Source organism: Streptomyces sp. NPDC005962, assembly GCF_040629205.1.
In the GTDB taxonomy this organism is placed as follows: domain Bacteria; phylum Actinomycetota; class Actinomycetes; order Streptomycetales; family Streptomycetaceae; genus Streptomyces.
Genome location: NZ_JBEXVE010000023.1, coordinates 66,705 through 85,267, shown reverse-complemented (window position 1 = coordinate 85,267; position 18,563 = coordinate 66,705). Strand labels below are relative to the sequence as shown.

At 72.8% G+C, this 18,563-nt stretch carries 17 protein-coding genes; 6 read left to right on the top strand and 11 right to left on the bottom strand.

Translation table 11 applies throughout. The features are described 5' to 3' along the window. Positions 1–39 precede the first annotated feature (39 nt). Positions 40–993, bottom strand: coding sequence for an AraC family transcriptional regulator (locus ABZ370_RS30800; protein ID WP_358627114.1), 954 nt, complete (start codon positions 991–993; stop codon positions 40–42). A gap of 82 nt (positions 994–1,075) precedes the next feature. Here ABZ370_RS30800 and ABZ370_RS30795 point away from each other — a divergent pair, with 82 nt between their 5' ends. Together ABZ370_RS30795 and ABZ370_RS30790 are read left to right on the top strand one after the other, a co-directional pair. Then, positions 1,076–1,912: an NAD(P)H-binding protein gene (locus ABZ370_RS30795; protein WP_358627111.1), complete on the top strand. Its 837-nt coding sequence runs from the start codon at positions 1,076–1,078 to the stop codon at positions 1,910–1,912. A 22-nt stretch (positions 1,913–1,934) separates the two neighbouring features. Then, complete coding sequence (locus ABZ370_RS30790; RefSeq protein ID WP_358627108.1) at positions 1,935–2,363, top strand: pyridoxamine 5'-phosphate oxidase family protein; 429 nt, start codon at positions 1,935–1,937, stop codon at positions 2,361–2,363. A gap of 87 nt (positions 2,364–2,450) precedes the next feature. Here ABZ370_RS30790 and ABZ370_RS30785 read toward each other — a convergent pair whose 3' ends face one another. Continuing rightward, positions 2,451–2,786 carry a hypothetical protein gene (locus ABZ370_RS30785; protein WP_358627106.1) on the bottom strand — a complete coding sequence of 112 codons (336 nt, stop codon included), beginning with the start codon at positions 2,784–2,786 and terminating at the stop codon, positions 2,451–2,453. Between the two features lie 77 nt (positions 2,787–2,863). Continuing rightward, positions 2,864–3,220, bottom strand: a complete 357-nt coding sequence (locus tag ABZ370_RS30780; protein WP_358627103.1) for a hypothetical protein — start codon at positions 3,218–3,220, stop codon at positions 2,864–2,866. A 435-nt stretch (positions 3,221–3,655) separates the two neighbouring features. Between ABZ370_RS30780 and haaT the strand changes: the two genes are divergently transcribed. The 4 genes from haaT to haaN all read left to right on the top strand — a co-directional run bounded on the left by haaT (position 3,656) and on the right by haaN (position 8,491). Next, positions 3,656–6,439: a cyclophane-containing RiPP biosynthesis TPR protein HaaT gene (gene haaT, locus ABZ370_RS30775; RefSeq protein WP_358627100.1), complete on the top strand. Its 2,784-nt coding sequence runs from the start codon at positions 3,656–3,658 to the stop codon at positions 6,437–6,439. Between the two features lie 141 nt (positions 6,440–6,580). Further along, entirely contained in the window at positions 6,581–6,772 is a 192-nt protein-coding gene (haaA, locus tag ABZ370_RS30770; RefSeq protein ID WP_358627097.1) for a HaaA family cyclophane-containing RiPP peptide, read from the top strand. Between the two features lie 13 nt (positions 6,773–6,785). After that, positions 6,786–7,973, top strand: a complete 1,188-nt coding sequence (locus ABZ370_RS30765) for an FxsB family cyclophane-forming radical SAM/SPASM peptide maturase (RefSeq protein WP_358627095.1) — start codon at positions 6,786–6,788, stop codon at positions 7,971–7,973. A gap of 44 nt (positions 7,974–8,017) precedes the next feature. Then, a complete protein-coding gene (gene haaN / locus ABZ370_RS30760) occupies positions 8,018–8,491 on the top strand; it encodes a cyclophane-containing RiPP N-acetyltransferase HaaN (protein WP_358627092.1) in 474 nt (157 codons plus the stop codon). 95 nt (positions 8,492–8,586) lie between these two features. Here the strand turns inward: haaN and ABZ370_RS30755 are convergent, their stop codons facing one another. From ABZ370_RS30755 to ABZ370_RS30720, 8 genes are read right to left on the bottom strand one after another with little or no spacing between them, the layout of a single operon-like run. Next, positions 8,587–10,248 (bottom strand): zinc ribbon domain-containing protein, encoded by a 1,662-nt coding sequence (locus ABZ370_RS30755; protein ID WP_358627089.1) that lies wholly within the window; start codon positions 10,246–10,248, stop codon positions 8,587–8,589. Further along, positions 10,245–10,817 carry a phage tail protein gene (locus ABZ370_RS30750; RefSeq protein WP_358627086.1) on the bottom strand — a complete coding sequence of 191 codons (573 nt, stop codon included), beginning with the start codon at positions 10,815–10,817 and terminating at the stop codon, positions 10,245–10,247. Before ABZ370_RS30750 ends, ABZ370_RS30755 begins: the two co-directional genes overlap by 4 nt. 31 nt (positions 10,818–10,848) lie before the next feature. Continuing rightward, a complete protein-coding gene (locus ABZ370_RS30745; RefSeq protein ID WP_358627083.1) occupies positions 10,849–12,816 on the bottom strand; it encodes a putative baseplate assembly protein in 1,968 nt (655 codons plus the stop codon). Beyond that, entirely contained in the window at positions 12,816–13,298 is a 483-nt protein-coding gene (locus ABZ370_RS30740) for a GPW/gp25 family protein (RefSeq protein ID WP_358627080.1), read from the bottom strand. The genes ABZ370_RS30745 and ABZ370_RS30740 overlap by 1 nt, the downstream gene beginning before the upstream one ends. Beyond that, positions 13,298–15,202 (bottom strand): VgrG-related protein, encoded by a 1,905-nt coding sequence (locus ABZ370_RS30735; RefSeq protein WP_358627077.1) that lies wholly within the window; start codon positions 15,200–15,202, stop codon positions 13,298–13,300. Before ABZ370_RS30735 ends, ABZ370_RS30740 begins: the two co-directional genes overlap by 1 nt. Then, a complete protein-coding gene (locus ABZ370_RS30730; RefSeq protein WP_358627074.1) occupies positions 15,202–15,990 on the bottom strand; it encodes a peptidase M23 in 789 nt (262 codons plus the stop codon). Before ABZ370_RS30730 ends, ABZ370_RS30735 begins: the two co-directional genes overlap by 1 nt. Continuing rightward, complete coding sequence (locus tag ABZ370_RS30725; protein WP_358627071.1) at positions 15,991–16,428, bottom strand: phage tail protein; 438 nt, start codon at positions 16,426–16,428, stop codon at positions 15,991–15,993. It lies immediately after the preceding gene. A gap of 48 nt (positions 16,429–16,476) precedes the next feature. Beyond that, the gene (locus ABZ370_RS30720) at positions 16,477–17,814 is read right to left on the bottom strand and encodes a hypothetical protein (RefSeq protein WP_358627069.1); all 1,338 of its coding nucleotides are present in this window, start codon (positions 17,812–17,814) and stop codon (positions 16,477–16,479) included. Between the last annotated feature and the right edge of the window lie 749 nt (positions 17,815–18,563).

The window sequence follows — 18,563 nt, the reverse complement described above, 5'->3', positions numbered from 1 at the left end:
TTCAGCTGGTCGACTGGCTCCAGGAAGAACATGGGACCGTCACGTCACCCGGCGGTCGGTCAGTCCGCGTCGGAACTCACTGGGGTTGGCGCCTCGGACCCGTTTGAACGCCGCGCTGAAGCCGAAGGGGTCGGAGTAGCCCACGGTGCGGGCGATGTCCGCGACGGTGGCGGATTCCCGCTCGGTCAGGAGGTCTGCCGCGAGTGTCATGCGCCAGCGGGTGAGGTAGGTCAGCGGCGGTTCGCCGACCTGGTCGGCGAACCGCTTGGCCAGCGTCGAACGCGACACCCCGGTGCGCTCGGCCAGCGAGGCGACCGTCCATGGCGCCGCCGGTTCGGCGTGCAGCAGGCGCAGCGCGTGACCGGCCACCGGGTCCCGCTGAGCGGCCCACCAGGCCGGGGGTTCGCCGCCGGGCCGGTCGAACCACTCGCGCAGCGTGCAGACGAGCATCCAGTCCAGCAGCCGGTCGAGTACGACCTGCTGGCCCGGCGTGTCGACGGCGACCTCGGCGGCGAGGTGGTCCAGCACGGGGTCGGCCGTGCCCCCGGCGTCCACGCGCAGTACGACGGGGAGCGCGTCCAGCAGTCGGCGGCTGATCTCGCCGCGCACCGGATACGCGCCGACGATGAGGGTCGTCGCACCGTGGCCGTCACCGGCGTCCCCGCCGTGGTCGTTCCAGCCGCGCCGGTGCCGGGTGCCGCCCTCCTCGGGCGTCGCGCAGTGCTCGCCGCACGCGACCGGTTCGGCCCGGGTGCCGATCTCGTCGACGAAGGTGAACGTCGCGGGGCCGCGCACGACGATCGTCTCGCGGGCGCGAAGCGGCTCGGGCGGCCGCTGCTCCGGCACGATCCAGCCCGCCCCGTTGAGGACGGTGCCCAGGGTCAGCGGCGCGCCGTCCACGAAGTGAAGTGCCCAGGGCGGGGACAGGGTTGAGCTGCTGAACAACGATCCGTGGGCCCGCACCCCGCGGATCAGGTCACTGAACGCATCCACCTCACCGAGGTTAGACGCATACACAGGCGATCCGGATTCTCACCCATGGGATCGTCCGAGTCAGCCGGGTTCAATCGACGTCATGAGCAACGACACCACTCTCGTCCTCGGCGCGACCGGCAAGACCGGCCGACGGGTCGCCGCCCGGCTGCGGCTCCGCGGCACGCCGGTGCGCACCGCCTCCCGGTCGAGCCCGACCCGGTTCGACTGGTCCGATCCCGGCGGCTGGGACGCGGCCCTCCGGGGTATCGCCGCCGTCTACGTGGTGCCCCCGGGCGTGCCGGGCCCGGTGCACGAGTTCGTGGCCCGGGCCGAGGCCGCCGGAGTGCGGCGGCTGGTCCTGCTCTCCGGGCGCGGCGCCGACACCTGGGGCGACTCCGCCTTCGGACTGGACATGCGCTCGGCCGAGGACGCCGTGCGCGGCTCGGCGCTGGAGTGGACCGTCCTGCGGCCGTCGAACTTCGCCCAGAACTTCCACGAGGACGTCTTCCACGCCCCTCTGCTCGCCGGAGAGCTGGCGCTCCCGGCCGGTGCGGTCCCCGAACCGTTCATCGACGCCGAGGACGTCGCCGACGCCGCGACCGCCGTGCTGAGCGAGACCGGTCGGCACGCCGGACGGATCTACGAGCTGAGCGGACCGCGTGCGCTCACCTTCGGTGAGGCCGTCGAGCTGATCTCCCGGGCGTCCGGACGGCCGCTCACCTACCGCCAGGTCTCCCCCGCCGCGTACGCCGCGACGCTGGTCGAGGAGGGCTTGAGCGAGGACGACGCCCACCACGTCGCCGAGATGTTCGTCCTGATGGAACGCGGGCTGTTCTCCGCGACGACGGACGACCTCGCCACCCTGCTGGGACGGGCGCCCCGGACCTTCGAGGACTACGCCGTACGGGCCGCGGCGGCGGGAGCCTGGGGACGATGACCGCCCACCTGAAAGGACTGTGATGAGCACCGACACCAGTTCGCTGACCACCGACGACCTCGAATTTCTCCGACGCCCCCTGCACGGGTTCCTGTCCGTGGCCGGGGGGCCGCTCCCGCCACAGCCCCGGCCGGTGTGGTTCGAGGCCACCGCCGAAGGCACGATCCAGCTGTTCACGGACCCGGACTCGCTCAAGGTGCGGCGCCTGCGCCGCGATCCCCGCGCCTCGATCGTCGTCGCCGCCCCGGTGGGCGAACGCGAGCGCTGGCTGTCCGTCACCGGCCGCACCACGGTGGAACCCGACGGAGCGCACGACCTGTGCACCCGCCTGGCCGCCCACTACTGGGACCTCGACGACCCGACCCGCGCCGACGACCTCGCGGGGATGCTGGCCGCAGACCTGGTCCGTCTCGTCATCCACCCGGAGACCGTGCGCCGCTACACGCACTGACCTCCGCCTATTCCGGGCGCAGAGGTCGCCGGTGGGCGGCTCGTCGGGCCGCCCACCGGCATATCAGGGATGTGCCCTATCGGCCCCTCAGTCCTTGATCTCCGAGCCGACGCGCAGAATTCCCACCCGGCCGCCGTCCGTGCCCGGGCACTTTCGCTTCGACGTCTTGGCGTTGCCGACCCAGGGGCCGTAGAACGTGACCTCCACGCCGCGAGTGTCCACGCACACTATCTTCACCCGATGCGCGGCGACCTGGCCGAGGCCGGAGCAATAGGCGTAGCCGGTGGTGCCGTTCTTGGACCATGTGTTGCAGTCCGCGGAGCGAACTCCGATATCGCCGTCTTCCGCGAGAGCGGAGGGTGTGATGAGGCTGGCGCCCATCACCATTCCCGCGACGGCGAGGAATGCCTTCTTACGATTCATGCGTGTTCCCCGTAGTTCTCCGTGTTGCCGATGACTCGTGCTCGCGGCGGGCAGGCTTGCCGGGCCTGCCCCCGGCGTCACATGAGTTCGACCTGGTAGCCCGCCTTGTAGACGCCGACCCGGCCGCCCTGGGTGCCGGGGCACTTACGGCTCGACCAGTCGCCGCTCGCGCCCTTCTTCCAGGGGCCGTAGAAGACCGCTTTGATACCGCGGGAGTCGATGCAGGTGACCTTCGCCCGATATTGGTCGAACCGGGCCAGGTTGGAGCACTTGGCGTATCCCGTGGTTTGCGTGTGCTGAGAGGTGCAGACGTAACCAGCCCGGGTGGAATTTCCCGCGGAGTCGGCCGCGGAAGCGGCCGGCGCCATCAGGACGCTCGCGGTGGCGACGGCGGCGGCCACAGCGGCCACCGTCGATCCGGCTTTGAAGCTCATTGATTCCCCGTGTTTCCCCGTGTGTCAGGGGAGGCGCGCAGGACTTACCACAAAAAGGCATTCCTCTCGCGTCCCCCGTGTGCGTCGCATGCCGAGTCGGCATTGCGGCCATGACCTTAAGCATGCGCTACTGCCGACGACAAGGGGCGGTGCGCAAAAGGCTGTTGGGAATTCGACGGGCCAGGCGCGAGAGGGGGCATCACGGTCGCGCAGTGGGCAATGGGCGGAAATGTGACCGCCCCCTTCCCGGGAAGCGGGAGTTGATGGCGCGGAGTCGACCTTGACCAACATCGTTCACTGCTGGTCGGCTTGGAAGGTTGAGGTGTCGGACTCGGGGGTTGCCGTCGTGGTCAGGTCGGTTCTGGGTGTGCTGTGGTCGGTCGACAGCGGTGGAACGGGTACGGCAGGTCCCGGCGCCGTCAGGGCGGCGCGTCCATGAGGCTGCGGCGGGGTATCGCCATCGCCGGGGTGGCCGGTGCCGTCGCCATGACGACGATGCTCATCGGACTGGTCACGAACGCCGTCTCCGATCAGTCGCGATGGCCCGGCTGGCTGGGGTGGCTCCAGGAGCATGCGTGGTTCTCGTTCATCCTGCTGGGCGTGGTGATGGTCGTGGGCACGGCGTTGCTGGCGACGCTGTCCGAGACTCGGGCACCCGTACCGGTCGTAGAGCCGACGGTCCGGCCGGACGAAGGGACGGGACTTCCGGGCGCGGCTCTGGTGCTGCGGTCGCTGCCGCGCGACACCGCGGCGTTCACCGATCGGGCTGCCGAGCTGGAGTCGCTGGTGCGCTCGGTGCGGGACTGGCAGGAGAGCGGTGAAGCGCTGCCGGTGCATGTCGTCGACGGCATGCCGGGGGTCGGGAAGACGACCTTCGCGGTACATGCCGGGCATGTGCTCTCGGAACGGTTTCCGGACGGACAGCTCTTCGTGAACCTGAACGGGCACACGCCGGGCCGGAGTCCGGTGCAGGCGACCGAGGCGCTGGCGTCGCTGCTGGCGGCGGCCGGGGTGCCGACGCAGCAGATTCCGGTGGGGGACGACGTGGGTGCGGTTACGGAGGCTCGGGCCGCCATGTGGAGAGGGCGGCTGGCCGACAAGAGGGCACTGCTCATCCTCGACAACGCGGCGAGCTACCGGCAGTTGGAGCCGCTGCTGCCTGGAGGGAGAGGCTGTCTGGTGCTGGTGACCAGCAGGAAGCGGCTGGCCGCGAACGAGGAAGTGGTACTGCCGGTCGAGGCACTGCCGCCGGGTCATGCGGTCGATCTGTTCATCCGGCTCAGCAGGCGGCCTGCGGACTCCCTCGACCGGGCTGTGGTCGAGGCGCTGGTGCGGATGTGCGGATATCTTCCGTTGGGGGTGTCGCTGCTCGCGGCGCGGCTCCGGAATCATCCGTCCTGGACCGCCGAAAGCCTTCGGGGGCGGCTGGTGGCGGCGCGTGACCGGCTGGGGGAACTGCGTGCCGGGGAGCGTGCGGTGACCGCGACGTTCGACCTGTCCTACCGGGATCTTCCACCTGAGCGGCAGCGCTTCTTCCAAAGCCTTGGCCGCTACCCCGGCGCCGATCTCGACGCGTATGCCGGTGCCGCGCTCGGCTCGGTTCCGTCAGCGGTGGCGCAACGTCACCTCGACGCGCTCTATGACGACCACCTGGTTGACGAGCAGCCGGGCGGCCGCTATCAGCTGCACGACCTGTTACGCGACTATGCGCGCGGTCTCGCCGCCGGGGAGAGAGGCAATATGGACGACGTTCAGACCACCACGCGTGTCTGCTCCTACTATCTGGCCGCTCTCGCTGATGCGAACAGGCACATCGTGCGCGCCGGGGCGGCCGCACCGCCTCCTCCGGAGAGCGGGACAGAGGTGGAGCGACCGCCCATGGAGTCGCGCGCCGCCGCTCTGGAGTGGCTGGAGAACGAGCGGCCCAACATCCTGGCCGCCATCCGGCGGGCGAACGGCCTCGACCTGCACAGGCTCGTGATCCGCCTGGCCGCGGCCATGGCTCCCTTCCTGCGACAGGCCGGGCCCTGGGACCAGGCCGTCGGGCTGCACCGGTCCGCCGCCGAGGCTGCCCGGCGGACCGGGGACCAGGTGTCACTGGGCCACGCACTCGCCGAGCTGGGTGTCGTACGGCGCTTCATGGCCGCGTACCCCGAGGCGGTCGAGGCCCTGAACGAGGCCGTAACGGAATTCGAGGCTGCCGGTGACCGGCAGGGCAAGGCCGATGCGCTGAACCAGGCGGGCATCGTCTGGTATCTGACTGCCGACACCGAGGCAGCGGCCCGGGCCCAGGCCCAGGCCCTTGCCCTCTACCGCGAGGTGGGAGACCGGTTCGGGCAGGCCAACGCGCTCGCGGATCTCGGCATGGTGCGTCGGCAGACGAGTCAGTTCGTCGCCTCCGTGGAAGCGCAGACGGAAGCCCTGTCCATCTACCGCGAACTGCACGACCACTACGGCGAAGCGAATTCGCTGCGTGATCTGGGCGTCGTGCACTGCCTGATGGGCGAGTACGAGCTGGCCGCCCGGCGGCACCGCGAGGCGTTCGCGCTCTACCGTGACCTCGACGACCGGGTCCACCAGGCATACGCCCTCAACGAGCTGGGCCTGGTACGGCGGCTCACCGGCGATCTCGACGGGGCGCGCGAGGACCACTCCCAGGCGTTGGACCACTACACCGAACTCGGCGACCTGTTCGGTCGCGCCAACAGCATCCGCCACCTCGGGGTCCTGGCCCGCGTATCCGGCAGCCTCGCGGAGGCGGCCCGGCTGCTGGGGGAGGCACTGAGCACGTACCGCGATCTCGGGAGCCGTGGGGGCGAGGCCGCCGCACTCGGCGAACTGGGCACGGTCCGCGGGCTTGTCCGGGAGCGGGACGGGGCGGCCGAGGCGTTCCAACGCAGCGTGGAGATCCTGCGCGACCTGGGCGACCGGTGCGGCGAAGCGGAAGTCCTCAACCACTGGGGAACACTGCTGCGTACCGGGGAGCGGCCGACGGCAGGCCGGGGACGGTTTGAGCAGGCGCTGAGCCTGGCCCGGCGCATCGGCGCTCCCCTGGAGGAGGCACGGGCGCTGGAAGGCATCGGCCGCTGCGACGTGGACCTCAACGGGCCCGCGCGCGGCGAGCCGTCGCTGCGGGACGCTCTCGCTGTATACCGGCGGTTGGGCCTGAGCGCCGAGGCCGATGAGGTCGAGCGCCTCTTGGCGTCCCAGTCCGGGTGAGTCGGGCACATGGTTCGGTCCATGACCGGATTCCGTATGCCACCGCGGGTGGCCGACTGCTACGTTGAGCCGATCTGCCGCTTCAACCGCCGTCGCACCACCGTGCCGACTTCCAGCACGGCCCACCACGAGGAGCGTTGAATGCCGTCGCCCACGCCTGTCCCCGCGCGCCACGTCACGGCGTCCGCCGCCCCGCAGTCCGCACAGGACAGCCCGGTCCTCGATCGCGTCGCCGACCGCGTACGCCAGCGTCTGGAGGCTGAGCAAGCCGCGACGAACAGCGTCGGCGACGGAGCCCACGCGGCATCGCTCATCTGGCCCTGGCCGCTGTGAGCACGCCCGCTCGATGACACGACCCGAAGACGCCGCCCCGCTGCGCAGCTTCATCCTCAAGGTCGCCAACCGCTGCAACATCGACTGCGACTACTGCTACGTCTTCAACTCCAAGGACCAGACGTCGCGGCACCTGCCCGCCCGGATGAGTCTGGACGTGGCCCGGGCCGCCGCCCGCCGCATCGGCGAGCATGCCGCCGCGCACGGCTTGCGGGAGGTCCACGTCGTCCTGCACGGCGGTGAACCGCTGCTCGCCGGTCCCCGGCACATGGGTGATCTGCTGGGCGCCCTGCGGGACGGTATCCCGGCGGAGACGGACGTCCGGTTCGAGCTCCAGACCAACGGAACGCTGCTCAGCGGGGCGTGGCTGGACCTCTTCGAACAGTACGAGGTCGTCGTGGGCGTCAGCCTCGACGGGCCGCCGACCGCCAACGACCGGCACCGGCTGACCCACACCGGGCGATCGAGTGCCCGCTCAGCCGTACGCGGCATCGAACTCCTCCACTCCCGGCCGCACTTGTTCGCCGGACTGCTCGCCGTGGTCGATCTGGCCAACGACCCGGTCGAGGTGCACGACTATCTTGCGTCGTTCGAGCCCCCGGTGATCGATTTCAACCTTCCGCACGGAACACACGATGATCCGCCGCACCGCGACGACCCGGGCCTTCCCGAGTACGGGCGGTGGATGAGCCGCGTGTGGGACGCCTGGCTCGCCCGCCCCCAGTACCGGCACAGCGTCCGGATGCTGGAGGACATCGTGGCCCTCAGCTCCGGCGTCCGCGGCTCGGTCGAAACACTGGGCCTCGCCCCACCGGCCGGTGTCGTGATCGAGTCCAACGGCACGGTCGAAGGCGTGGACACCCTTCGTTCCGTCGAGGAAGGCGCCTCCTGGCTGGGCATCGACCTCCTCGGCCAGTCCTTCGACCAGACCATGCGCCACCCGAAGCTCCGCCACCGGCACGGCGGCAAGGCAGCGCTGGCCGAGCAGTGCCAGGGCTGCGCGCTGGTGGACGTCTGCGGCGGGGGCTACCTCCCGCATCGCTTCAGCGCCGCCCGCGGCTACCGGAATCCTTCCGTGTACTGCGCGGACCTGGAGTACCTCATCCGGCATGTCCAGGACTCGCTGCGCGAGCACGGCTGGAGCACCCGCGCGGCAGGCCGCACCGCCGGGCCGGGAGTCGGCGTTGAAGCGAGTGAGTGAAGCAACTGAGCAACTGAGGAACTGAGCAACGACAGGAGATGCCGATGACCGTGACGATCCGCCCCGCCGAAAAGCGGGACGTCCTCGCCCTGGCCGAGCTGATCGAGGAGATCGAGCGGTTCTACGGTTCGACCGAGGTCCAACCGCTCGACGAACGCCGGGCCCAGGTGGAGGACGCGCTGTTCGGCTCGCCGCCGATGGCCTTCGCACTGGTCGTCGAGGACGAGACGGGCGACCTCGCCGGGCTCGCGGCCTACTCGTTCCTCTGGCCGTCCGCGGGCTCCACCCACTCGCTCTTCCTCAAGGAGCTGTACGTCCGCGACACCCTGCGCCGCCGGGGCGTCGGGGCCCAGCTCATGGACCAGCTCCGCGCCCTCGCCGCCGCGCGTCCCGGGTGCAGCCGCGTCGAGTGGATGACGGACCGCGACAATGCGGGGGCGCGTTCCTTCTACAAGTCGCTGGGGTTCGCCGAGTTCGACGGGAAGATCGTCTACCGGGTCGATACCAGCACCGTGTGAGTAACGGGGTGCTCGCCACTTGGGCGCCTTCGGTGGCCGCTGACCTCGGGCCCATCCCCGTTGGGGATGGGCCCGGTTCGGCGGTGCGCCGCGGGTTAGGAGCGGCCTGCCTTGGAGGGGCCGAAGAACTCGATCTCGGCTATGGCCACCTGCTTCTTGCCGTCGGCTCCGTAGGCCGACTGGATGGTGAAGCGGACCGCGGTGACGTTCTGGGCGCGGAACGGGCGGCGCTGGAAGCCCGCGCCCTGGTCGAGGTTGAGTTCGCGGGTGGTGGTCTTGCCGTCGTCCGTGGTGATGCGGGCCTCGATGCGGTGCGGGAGGGCGGACTTGGTGAGGGTGTCGCCGTGGCCGGACTCGCCGGGGGTGATGCCGATGTCCAGCAGGCGTACCGGGTCCCGGAAGCGGGCCTCCAGCCAATCCCCCTGGGCGGACCCGGTGATGCCCGGTCCCCACCAGGAGTTGCTGACCACGTCGAACGCCTTGTCCGGGCCGTGCTCGGGGAACGAGCGGGACGCCTTGTAGGAGTCCGGGTTGAGTGGGGCGCGCTTGGCGAAGTGGTCGCGTACGGCGCTGACGGCTCGCGGGGTCTGGAACAAGGCCCAGGCCACGAGTGCGAGTACGGCCGCCAGGGCCACCCAGCGCAGGATGCGGCCGATCTGGTGGCGCAGGCGGGGGCGGTCGCCCGCCCAGGGCTGTTCGCGGTTGCGGTAGTCGAGCAGCCGTCGCCACCAGGGGAGGCGGGCCGGGTTCTCCGGGCCCTGGGCCATGGGCATGGCGCAGCGGGCGCAGAAGTGGCGGTCGGGGCGGTTGGCGACGTGGCACCAGGGGCACGCGACGCCGCCGTGGTTCTCCGGCGCGACCGGGGCCCGGACCTCCGGGCGGGCGGGCGCCGGGCGACCCGGGAGGACCGGGGAGATGGAAGGGGGGCGTTCGGGTTCGCCCTGTGGGTCGGCCACGGGGACGAGCAGGGCGCGGGCCCGGTCCGCGTCGCTTTGGGGTGGAGTTGGGGGCGGGGTGGCGTTCGCGTTCTGGTTCTGGTGCTGGTTCCAGTTCCCGCCCGTGGCCGGGTTGGTCGCGGGGGTGTTGGTCCCGGGCGCTGTCGCGCGGGGGACGGGGCGGGTCGGGTCGGCGTCGCCGACCGGGTCGCCGGTGGGGGGCCAGTTGGCGGCTCCCGGCGTGCCGGTGCCGCGCCTGTTGTCACCGCGCGCTCCGCCGCCGTCCGGCCAGTCGTCGGCGGTCGGTGCGGCGCCGAACCCGGCGGGCGCGCCAGTCCGGCCGGTGCGGGGCTGGTCGCCTCGGTCGGCCCCGCCGGTGCCCGGCCAGTCCTCGGCGGCCGCCGGGGCGGGCGGGGCGGCGGCGGTTCCGCCGTCGGGGCGTGGTGCCGGTGCGGGGTTCCGGCGTGGGTCCGGCGCGGGGCCGCTCGCCGGGGCGGGCGGCCACGGCTCGGGGTCGGCTCGTTGCGCCGGGGCCGTCCCCGGGGCCGTGCGGGGTGCGGGGGCACCGTCCGGGTGCGCGTGGGGATCGTGGTCACCCTGCCCGTGGGCGGCGCCGGACGCACCGGGCGCCGTCTCACCGTCCGCCCACGGGTCCCTGCTGGAGGCGCCGGGGCGGGGGGTCGGGGCGGGGTCGGGCAGGACCGCGTTGCAGCCGTCGCAGAAGGACTGGCCCGGCTCGTTGCGTGTGCCGCACTCGTCGCAGGTCAGGGTCGGCTCTTCGGTGCCGCGGCCGCGGCTGCCGGGGGCCTGACTGGGGCTCATCTCTGGGTGGTCCTTTCGGCTGCGGTCACCTGGACCGTGTACGGGACGTGGGCGGGGCGGGCCGCGGCCACGAGTTCGTCGAGGCGGTGTTCGTCGGCCGGGGTCGGAGACGGGAGCCGCAGGGTGACGTGGAGCCCGGGGCGCGGCGCGCCGGGGAAGGGGCCGCGGGGGCGGGCACTCCACGTCGCGCCGCCGCTTTCGGTGATCTCGGGTTCGACGCCGAAGGCGAGCCGTACCGTCTCGGCCAGGCCGAAGCGGGTGCCGCGGACGCGGTGCAGATACGCGGCGGCGGCGACCGCGGCGCGCAGCCGGGCCTCGCCCTCGGGGCGGTCGTCCTCGATGCCGTCGGTCTCGGCGCCGATCCACCAGCCGAGCCAGCGGGTGAAGTCGGCGGGGGCCAGGGCGGGGCTGAAGTAACTCTCCTGGCAGTCCAGGACGTTGAGGATGGGGGCCAGCACCTCGTCAAGACCGCCGATGAAGCGCTGCGCGAGGTCGTCGTCGGCGAAGACGGCGGGCAGCATCATGCCGAGCGGGGAGGAGGAGGCCAGGCCGTCGATCGATCCCCTCATACTCTGACTCCGATCATGCGGACGAAATCCGTCATGCCGTGTCCCCGATCACGCGGACGCGGTGGTCGTAGGAGAAGACCAGGGACGGCGGGTCGAGGTCGATGCGGTCGGTGCGGTCGCCGCGCTTGCCGGTCAGCGGGTCGGCGGCGTGCAGCCGTACCTCGTCGACGAGTTCCACCCCGGGGACCCGCTGGAGCACCGCGAAGATCTCGCCCGACTGGACGGGACGGCCGAAGGGCCAGCCCGTGCCGTCGGCGCCGCCGGTGAGCGGGTCGAGGTGGCGGTAGAGGGCGTCGTGGGCGTCGCGCCGTACGCGGTCGGCGTCGGTGCCGCGGAAGGCGTGCACGGTGGCGACGACGGTGACGCCCTGGTAGTACGGCGGGCCGACGGCCAGCCGGGTGCCGATGAGCCGCCGTTCGTCCAGGTAGCGGGTGATGCGCTGGAGGAGCGCGTCGGCGGGGACGAGCTGTTCGAAGCGGAGCCGCCCGCCGGGGTCGGGGACGGCGTGGGGGACGACGAGGACGCGTACCGCGTACGAGCCGTACTCCTCCACCTCGCCTTCCAGGCAGGTGATGCGGGCGGTCTCGGGGGCGGCGCGGCGGGCGAGTTCCTCGTAGTCCCGCAGGGTGACGGCGCGGTCCTGGGCGCGCAGCGTGATGGGGGCGCGGGCCTTGGCCTCCTCGACGGTCTCGCCGTCGACCCCGCCCTGCGCGGCCTCCCGGTTGACGACCTCGGCGACGTACGGGACGGAGTCGCGGAGGGTGCGGATGGCGCCGCGCGCCACGTTGCCGGTGCGCCCGCCGCCGGTGCGGTAGCGGCGGGCGCGGATTACGGCGCCCTTGGGCGGGACGGCACCGTACTGGCGCAGGGTGCCGTCGGGTTCGCGGACGGCCGGGCCGAAGGTGATCTCGCCGGTCGCCGCGTCGAGGGTGAGGTGCCGGTCGTGCGGGCCGGAGGCGGCGAAGTGCGGGACGACGTCCCAGTCGGTCCAGCCGTCCCGCTCGGCGTAGTCGGCCACCTGGAGGTGGAGCGGGGGCACGTCGCCGACGACGGGCGCGTGGGCGAGCCGCAGCCGCTGGCCGGGAAGGCCGGTGGACTCGCCCAGCGCCTCGTCGTACACGCTCTCGGCGTGGACGGCGGGCACGGTGCCGCCCATGGTGAACGCCTCGGCGGAGCGCACGGTGGGCGAGGTGGTGTAGAAGGGCTGGTCGGACGCGGGTTCGGTGACCCGGCAGCGCAGCCAGCCCGCCTCCTTCCGGCCGGTGCGGGAGAGGATGTGCCCGCCGGGAATGTGCAGGACGACGTCGCCGGGGCGGTTGAGGCCGCCGGTGGTGTCCTGGTCGACCTCGCACTCCACCCAGCCCTCGGCGGTCCACGCCTCCCAGACCAGCGGCGGCTGCCGCGGGTCGACGCCGACGCCGTCGACGCGGCTGTCGAGGCGCAGCGCGACGGCGCAGTGCGGGACGGCGGCGCTGAGCCCGAGCAGCATGCAGTCGCCGGGCGCCGGGGATTCGGCGAAGCACATCAGGTCCGTGCCCTCGACGAGGTCCGTGGTGCGGTCGGTGACCTGGTCGCCGCTGTGCTGGACGGCGAGGTGGCGCAGTTCGCTGGGGACGACGGTGAGTTCACGCTCGGTGGCGAAGACGACCGCGTCCTCGCTGTCGGCGCGCAGGGTGGCGGTCTCGGTGCCGACGGGCACCCGGACCGGGTCGTCCTGCGGCGCGGAGAGCCAGAACGTGACGTCGGTGCGCGCGGCGGACGGCGGGAAGAGGGTGATGCCGACGAGGTCGAGGAAGGCCAGGTGGTTCTTCTCGGGAATCCGGTTGAGCCGGTACACGATCTGGTCGGCCATGTGGGCGACGGTTTCCACGAGCGTGACACCGGGGTCGGACACGTTGTGGTCGGTCCACTCCGGGGCGCGCCGCTGGATGTAGCGCTTGGCGTCGTCGACGAAGTGCTGGAAGCGCCGGTCGTCGAGGTTCGGGGAGGGCAGTGCCATCAGCGATCGCTTTCGGTGGCCGGTCCGCCGCCGTCGCCGGGGCCGGGGCCGTCATCGGGGCCGGGACCGGAGGAGGACGGATCGGAGTCGTCGTGGGAGGGGATGACGTAGAACGGGAAGACGAGGTTGCGCGGGTTGTTGGTGCCGCGGATGACGTAGCGGACGTCGATGTAGAGCACCCCCTGCTCGTCGCCCGCGGTCACCTCCACCTCGCGCACCTCGATACGGGGCTCCCAGCGGTCCAGGGTGGTGAACACCTCGTGCTGGATGCGGCCCGCGGTGGCCTCGTTGACCGGTGCGAAGACCAGGTCGTGGATGGCGCAGCCGAATTCGGGGCGCATGGGCCGCTCGCCCGGGGCGGTCGCGAGCACGAGCCGGATGGCCTCCTCGATCTCCCGCTCCCCGCTGACCAGGGCGATGCCCCCGGTGGGGCTGATGCGCAGCGGGAAGGACCAGCCGGAGCCGACGAACTGCCCGGCCATCAGACCACCACCGGGATGTGACCGTTGATCGTGGCGAGGCCGGTCAGGGCGACCGACGTGCCCCCGATGGTGACGACACCGGGGGTCATCATCGTGAACGTCGCGGGCAGGACGTTGACCGCCCCGGCCGTCACGCTCAGGGTCCCGGTCTGGATCGAGCCGGTGCCGCCCTTGATGTTGAACGCGGCGCCCGCGGTGGCGGAGAGGGCGCCGCCCGCCGTCATGCTCAGCGCTCCCCCGGCGTTCAGGTTCATGCTGCCGCCCGCCCGCAGGCTCAGGTTGCCACCGGCCTGGACGGACACCGCGCCGGTTCCCCTGATGACGACGGTTCCCTTGCTGTCCACGGTGATCTCGGACTTGGTGCGGTCCAGGTTGATGGTGAGCCGGTCGTTGCCCGTGCTCAGCCGCACCCCGCGCTTGCCGAGCTTCTGGCTGAGCAGGTCCAGCCGGTTGTTCTCCCGGTCGGCGACGGTGTGCCGGGTCGCCTTGCCCTTGAGGGCGTCGTGCAGGGGGACATCGCCGGGCTTCGGCTTGTCCTTGCCGTTGTAGAGGCCGCCGATGACGTACGGATGGTCCAGCGCGCCGCGGTCGAAGGCCACCAGCACCTCGTCGTTGACGTCCAGCGGGAAGACGCTGCCGCCGCCCACCCCGGCCCACTGGACGGTGCGGGTCCAGTCGCTCACGTAATCCGGGTCCAGCCAGGGGAACTTCAGCTTCACCCGGCCCTGCTTGAGCGGGTCCTTCACGTTGGTGACGATCGCGTTGGCCACGGACGGCATGCGGGAGGTGGCCGCCGCGCCGCCGGAGGCGAGCCCGTACAGGGACCGCCACTGGCGGCCGCTGACGGTCACCCAGGTCGTGTACGGCTTGCTCATCTCGAAGACATGGCGGACGCCGGTCATCGTGTACTTGCCGTCGAAGGGCTTGCCGACGTCCCGCAGCGTCACCGGGATGTCGGCGCGCAGCTTGGGGTTGCCGTGGACGGTCACCTCCAGCTCGGCGAAGGCCGACGTCACGTCCTCCGCCAGCGCCTGCGCGGCCCGGCCGACCTCGCCCTGCTGGTCGTAGGGGAACGAGGTGTCGGTCAGCTTGGTCGCCCTGAACTTCGCCGTCCCCGCACCCGGCTTGGTGCCGTTGGCGAGGGCCGGGTTGTTCTTGGTGGGCGCCTGCGCCGTCATGGCCTTCTTGCTCTGCACGTTCCAGCCGCGCGCCTGCGCCTGCGGCACCTGGTCGGCCGAGGTGACGGAGGCCCGGCAGCGCAGGACGTCCACGCCGCCCTGGAGCACGAACGGGCTCTTGTCGCCGTCCATGGTCGGCGGGGGCGCCCCGGAGGCGCTCTTGCGGCTGACGAACTGGAACTTGCCGTCCGCGTCCAGGAACATCACCTTCTTGTTGTCCTCGGCGAGCCGGGCGAGGAAGTCCCAGTCGGTGATGTTGTCCTGGGTGATGAAGTCGTAGGTGGTCCTGGTCGGTTCGATCCGGCCCGCGGGGACCGCGCTCTTCCCGATCAGCCGCTTGGCGATGTCGGAGGCCCGCATGGAGGTGTATCCGGCCACCCGGCGCTGGCGCAGCATGCGGTGGCCGAGGTCGTAGCCGCGCACGACGGTGAACGCGCCGGTGGCGTCGTAATCCGTCTCCAGCCCGGTGACCTCACCGGTGAACAGCGGGTCCTGCGCCCCCTTGCCGTCGGCGACCGGCGCCAGGACCGCCTTGGAGCCGATGTCGATGCCCGCCAGCCCCAGCACCGTCCGCTTCGGGTCGCGGAAGGTGAGCTGGAACGCGCCCGGCACCCCCGCCCCGAAGTCCACCCAGGCCTCGGCCAGCAGCGGCGCGACGTCGGTGGGGTGCAGCGGGGTGTCGTCCAGTTCGACGTGGATGATGCTGGAGTACGAGATCGGCGGCATCAGGCGGTCACCTCCTCGACGGCGGGCAGGATGAGCTCGGTGCCGGGCGCGAGGCGGGCCGGGTCGTCGATGCCGTTGGTCTCGGCGATCACCCGCCAGACGGTGGCGTCCCCGTACTCCCGCCAGGCCAGCGACTGCAGCGAATCGCCCGCCACCAGGCGGTGGACGCGGCGCGCGGTGAGCGCGCCGGACGTCGGGTTCTGCCCCTTCGTCTTGCTCGGTATCTCATGCAGCTGCACCTGGCAGGTGGCCCGGATCGGTATGCCCGTGGTGCCGAACAGGGAGTACGTGACGTCCACGGACTCCACGTAGGCCGTGAAGCGGGCGGTGGAGAACGACCCCCACTGGAAGATCACCCAGGGGGTGGACGGCTGCTTGGCGGCGAGGCTGGACGCCGTCACCTCGCAGCAGAAGAAGAGCGCCTCGACGTTCTTCAGCACATCGTTGCTGTCCGGGTCGTCCGAGCGGTCGAGGAAGACGTCGATGTTCATCGTCCGCGGCTCGGGCCCCATGAACTCCGGCTGCGAGCCGTCGCGGACGGCCGGGCTCGGGCTGTACTTCCAGTCCGTGCGGCGGCTCATGGTCAGCTGGGCGGGGTTGAAGTCGAAGTCGAAGTTCTTGATCAGCCCGCCGGGTGTGGTGCTGTGCCCGACCGGCGGCTCGTGGATCGCGAGCGAGGCGCGCACCAGGCTCTTGCCCGCGCCGCCCCGGCCGCCGCCCCTGCCGCCGCCGGGATTGCCGCCCCGGCCGCCGCCGCCCCTGCCGCCTGTGCCGCCTTTGGCCGCCATTTACGCCGCCCCCGCATCCGTGAACCCGTGGTGGGTGATCTCCAGGACCTCCGTGGCGACCGCCGGGCTGTCCGGGCTGAGCGACGGCCCCTGCCACCGCACCGGCAGCACGTCGAGCAGCCCCCACTGGGCCACCACCGAACCGTCCGCGCGCAGGGCGGCGATCTGCCCGGTGGGACGGGTCACGCCCGTCGTGATCGACGAGACCCAGGCCGCCACCTTCGCCGTGTCGGGCGTGAGGGGGCGGGTCAGCGTGATGCTGGAGAAGGTGACGCGGGTCGGCAGCTGCCAGACGAAGCCGTTGTTGCCGCCCTCCTGGTGGTGCTCGATCTCCACCTCGGACGACAGACCCTCGCAGCCGTTGAAGAACCCCAGGCTCTCGCCGTCGATGGTGAGGGTGAAGAAGATCGTCGATCCCGGGTCGAGATCACTGGGCATCGGGGGCGGCCTTTCGGTGTGGGTCAGGTGCTGGTCGTCGGTGGCTGGTCAGCGGCGTGGATCACGCAGCTTGCCGATACGTTCGCGGTCGAGGCGGAACTCCGTTCTCAGCAGTCGGGTCAGCGGGCCGATCAGCCGGTGCACCAGCTCGTCGAACTGCCCGTCCGTCAGCGCCCGCGCGTCGAACTCGGCGGTCCGGCTGCGGCGGTAGGTGTGCGCGAAGCGGTGGGCGCTCGTGCGCTTCCCGGACGGGGCGGGCCTCCGGATGACCGGGGCCCGCTGGATGGTCGGGGCGGGGGCCGCCGGTGGCGGTGGCGGAGCCGTTGCGGGGGCGGCGGCGCTCCGTTGCACCGGGCGTACGCCGTGGGCGGGCATCCCCGTCCACGGGCCCGGCGCGGACGGCAGCGGGGCTCCGGGGTACGGGGGTTGCATGGGCTGCGCTGGGCCGGGCGCGGGGACGCTGACCTGCCGCTGCACCGGCAGGGGCGCCGCCGCGGACGGCACGGACGGGAGCGGCGGCTGCGCCGCGCCCCGCCGTTGCGGCGCCCCGGTCCCCCGCAGCCCGACCACGGGCGTACGGCCCTCGGCCGGCCACGGCGAGGAGGCGGCGCGCCGCACGGGCCGGTCGGCGCCGCCGGGTTGCCCGTCGCCGAACCCCCGCCCCGGCGCGGACGGCCGCGCACCGCCAGGCGACGCGGCCGCGTGCCGCGCCGGACCAGCCGATGTCATGGGCTGAGGTCGCGCTGCCGCACGGCCGATCAGCCCGGCCGAGGGCGCGCCTCCGGCATCCGCCGGGGCGGTCCCACCGGTCGCGCGCTCCACCGGCGGGGCCGCCGCCGAACGCTGGGCCACCGGCCCGGTCGTCGCGCCGCCGCCCGTACCGATGCGGCGCAGCGGCACCGCCGTCGGCACACCGCCGCGCTGGACGGCGGCGACACCGGGCGGGGTCGTCGTGGGCACGGCGGAGGTCAGGGCGCGCGTCGACGCCAGGGGAAGCGAGGCAGGGACCGCCGCCCGCTGCACGGCCGGCGCGGTCTCCAGACGTACGGGCGGGCGCGACGTGGCCTGCTGGGGCCGTACGACCGGCAGGGCCGAGCCGGAGGGCGCGACCGCGCGCTGTACGGGGCTCTGCGGTGACGGCGTCGCATCCGTGACCGGCGGTGCCGACGGGGCGGGCGGCGAGGCCAGGGGCGCACCCAGGCCCGGACGCCGCCGGGGCACGGCGGTGGGCGGCGCACCGGCGGCGTCCGGGACTGGGCGCGCCTGCCCGGTCGTCGGCGCGCCGAGCCCCGTACCTCCGGGGCCGGGACCACCGGACGCAGGCCGCTGCGCGGGAGCGGCGGGCGCCGGAGCAACCTGTGCGGCCCGCCGCTGGACGGGACGCACCCCGGGCGCACCGGTCGTCGGTGCACCCAGCCCCGTACCTCCGGGGCCGGGGCCGCCGGACGCAGGCCGCTGAGCGGAAGTGGCGGGCGGCTGCGGTGCCCTGGGAGCCACGGGTGCAGCGGGCGCCGGAGCGGAGCCGGACGTTGCCGGGGCAGGAGCCGGAGCAGCCTGAGCGGCCCGCCGCTGGACGGGACGCGCAGCGGGCGGCGCCGCCGCAGGCGCGCCCGTCGTCGGCACACCCGGACCCGCATCTCCAGGGCCAGGACCGCCGGACACCGGCCGCTGCGCGGAAGTGGCGGGCGGCTGCGGTGCCTTGGAGGCCGTGTGCGGGGCGGGCGCTGGGGCAGCGGCCCGCCGCTGGACGGGACGCCCAGCGGGCGGCGCCGCCGCAGGCGTGCCCAGACTCGTACCACTAGGGCCAAGGCCGCCGGACGCGGCAGGCGCCTGAGCACTCGCGCGCGACCCACTGCCCTGCGCCGTCTCCGCCGCCGAAGCGGACGAAGCAGCGGCTCGCCGCTGGACGGGACGCGCGACGGGCGCGGCGGGCGCGGCGGGCGCGGCGGGCGCCTGAGCATCTCTGCCCAGCGCCGCCGCCGGAGCAGCCGGAGCCGGGCCCGGCGCAGGGGCGGACGCCGCCGCTGAAGCCGAAGCCGAAGCCGATGAAGCACCGGCCCGCCGCTGGACGGGACGCGCAGCAGGCGGCGTCGACGCAGGCGTGCCCGGCGTCGGCGCGCCCAGAGCTGTACCTC

What these genes read in the sequence shown, in the direction of transcription:
- ABZ370_RS30795 (WP_358627111.1), top strand. Translation starts at nt 1,076, where the DNA reads ATGAGCAACGACACCACTCTCGTCCTCGGCGCGACCGGCAAGACCGGC.
- ABZ370_RS30790 (WP_358627108.1), top strand. Translation starts at nt 1,935, where the DNA reads ATGAGCACCGACACCAGTTCGCTGACCACCGACGACCTCGAATTTCTC.
- ABZ370_RS30785 (WP_358627106.1), bottom strand. Translation starts at nt 2,786, where the DNA reads ATGAATCGTAAGAAGGCATTCCTCGCCGTCGCGGGAATGGTGATGGGC.
- ABZ370_RS30780 (WP_358627103.1), bottom strand. Translation starts at nt 3,220, where the DNA reads ATGAGCTTCAAAGCCGGATCGACGGTGGCCGCTGTGGCCGCCGCCGTC.
- haaT (WP_358627100.1), top strand. Translation starts at nt 3,656, where the DNA reads ATGAGGCTGCGGCGGGGTATCGCCATCGCCGGGGTGGCCGGTGCCGTC.
- haaA (WP_358627097.1), top strand. Translation starts at nt 6,581, where the DNA reads ATGCCGTCGCCCACGCCTGTCCCCGCGCGCCACGTCACGGCGTCCGCC.
- ABZ370_RS30765 (WP_358627095.1), top strand. Translation starts at nt 6,786, where the DNA reads ATGACACGACCCGAAGACGCCGCCCCGCTGCGCAGCTTCATCCTCAAG.
- haaN (WP_358627092.1), top strand. Translation starts at nt 8,018, where the DNA reads ATGACCGTGACGATCCGCCCCGCCGAAAAGCGGGACGTCCTCGCCCTG.
- ABZ370_RS30755 (WP_358627089.1), bottom strand. Translation starts at nt 10,248, where the DNA reads ATGAGCCCCAGTCAGGCCCCCGGCAGCCGCGGCCGCGGCACCGAAGAG.
- ABZ370_RS30750 (WP_358627086.1), bottom strand. Translation starts at nt 10,817, where the DNA reads ATGAGGGGATCGATCGACGGCCTGGCCTCCTCCTCCCCGCTCGGCATG.
- ABZ370_RS30745 (WP_358627083.1), bottom strand. Translation starts at nt 12,816, where the DNA reads ATGGCACTGCCCTCCCCGAACCTCGACGACCGGCGCTTCCAGCACTTC.
- ABZ370_RS30740 (WP_358627080.1), bottom strand. Translation starts at nt 13,298, where the DNA reads ATGGCCGGGCAGTTCGTCGGCTCCGGCTGGTCCTTCCCGCTGCGCATC.
- ABZ370_RS30735 (WP_358627077.1), bottom strand. Translation starts at nt 15,202, where the DNA reads ATGCCGCCGATCTCGTACTCCAGCATCATCCACGTCGAACTGGACGAC.
- ABZ370_RS30730 (WP_358627074.1), bottom strand. Translation starts at nt 15,990, where the DNA reads ATGGCGGCCAAAGGCGGCACAGGCGGCAGGGGCGGCGGCGGCCGGGGC.
- ABZ370_RS30725 (WP_358627071.1), bottom strand. Translation starts at nt 16,428, where the DNA reads ATGCCCAGTGATCTCGACCCGGGATCGACGATCTTCTTCACCCTCACC.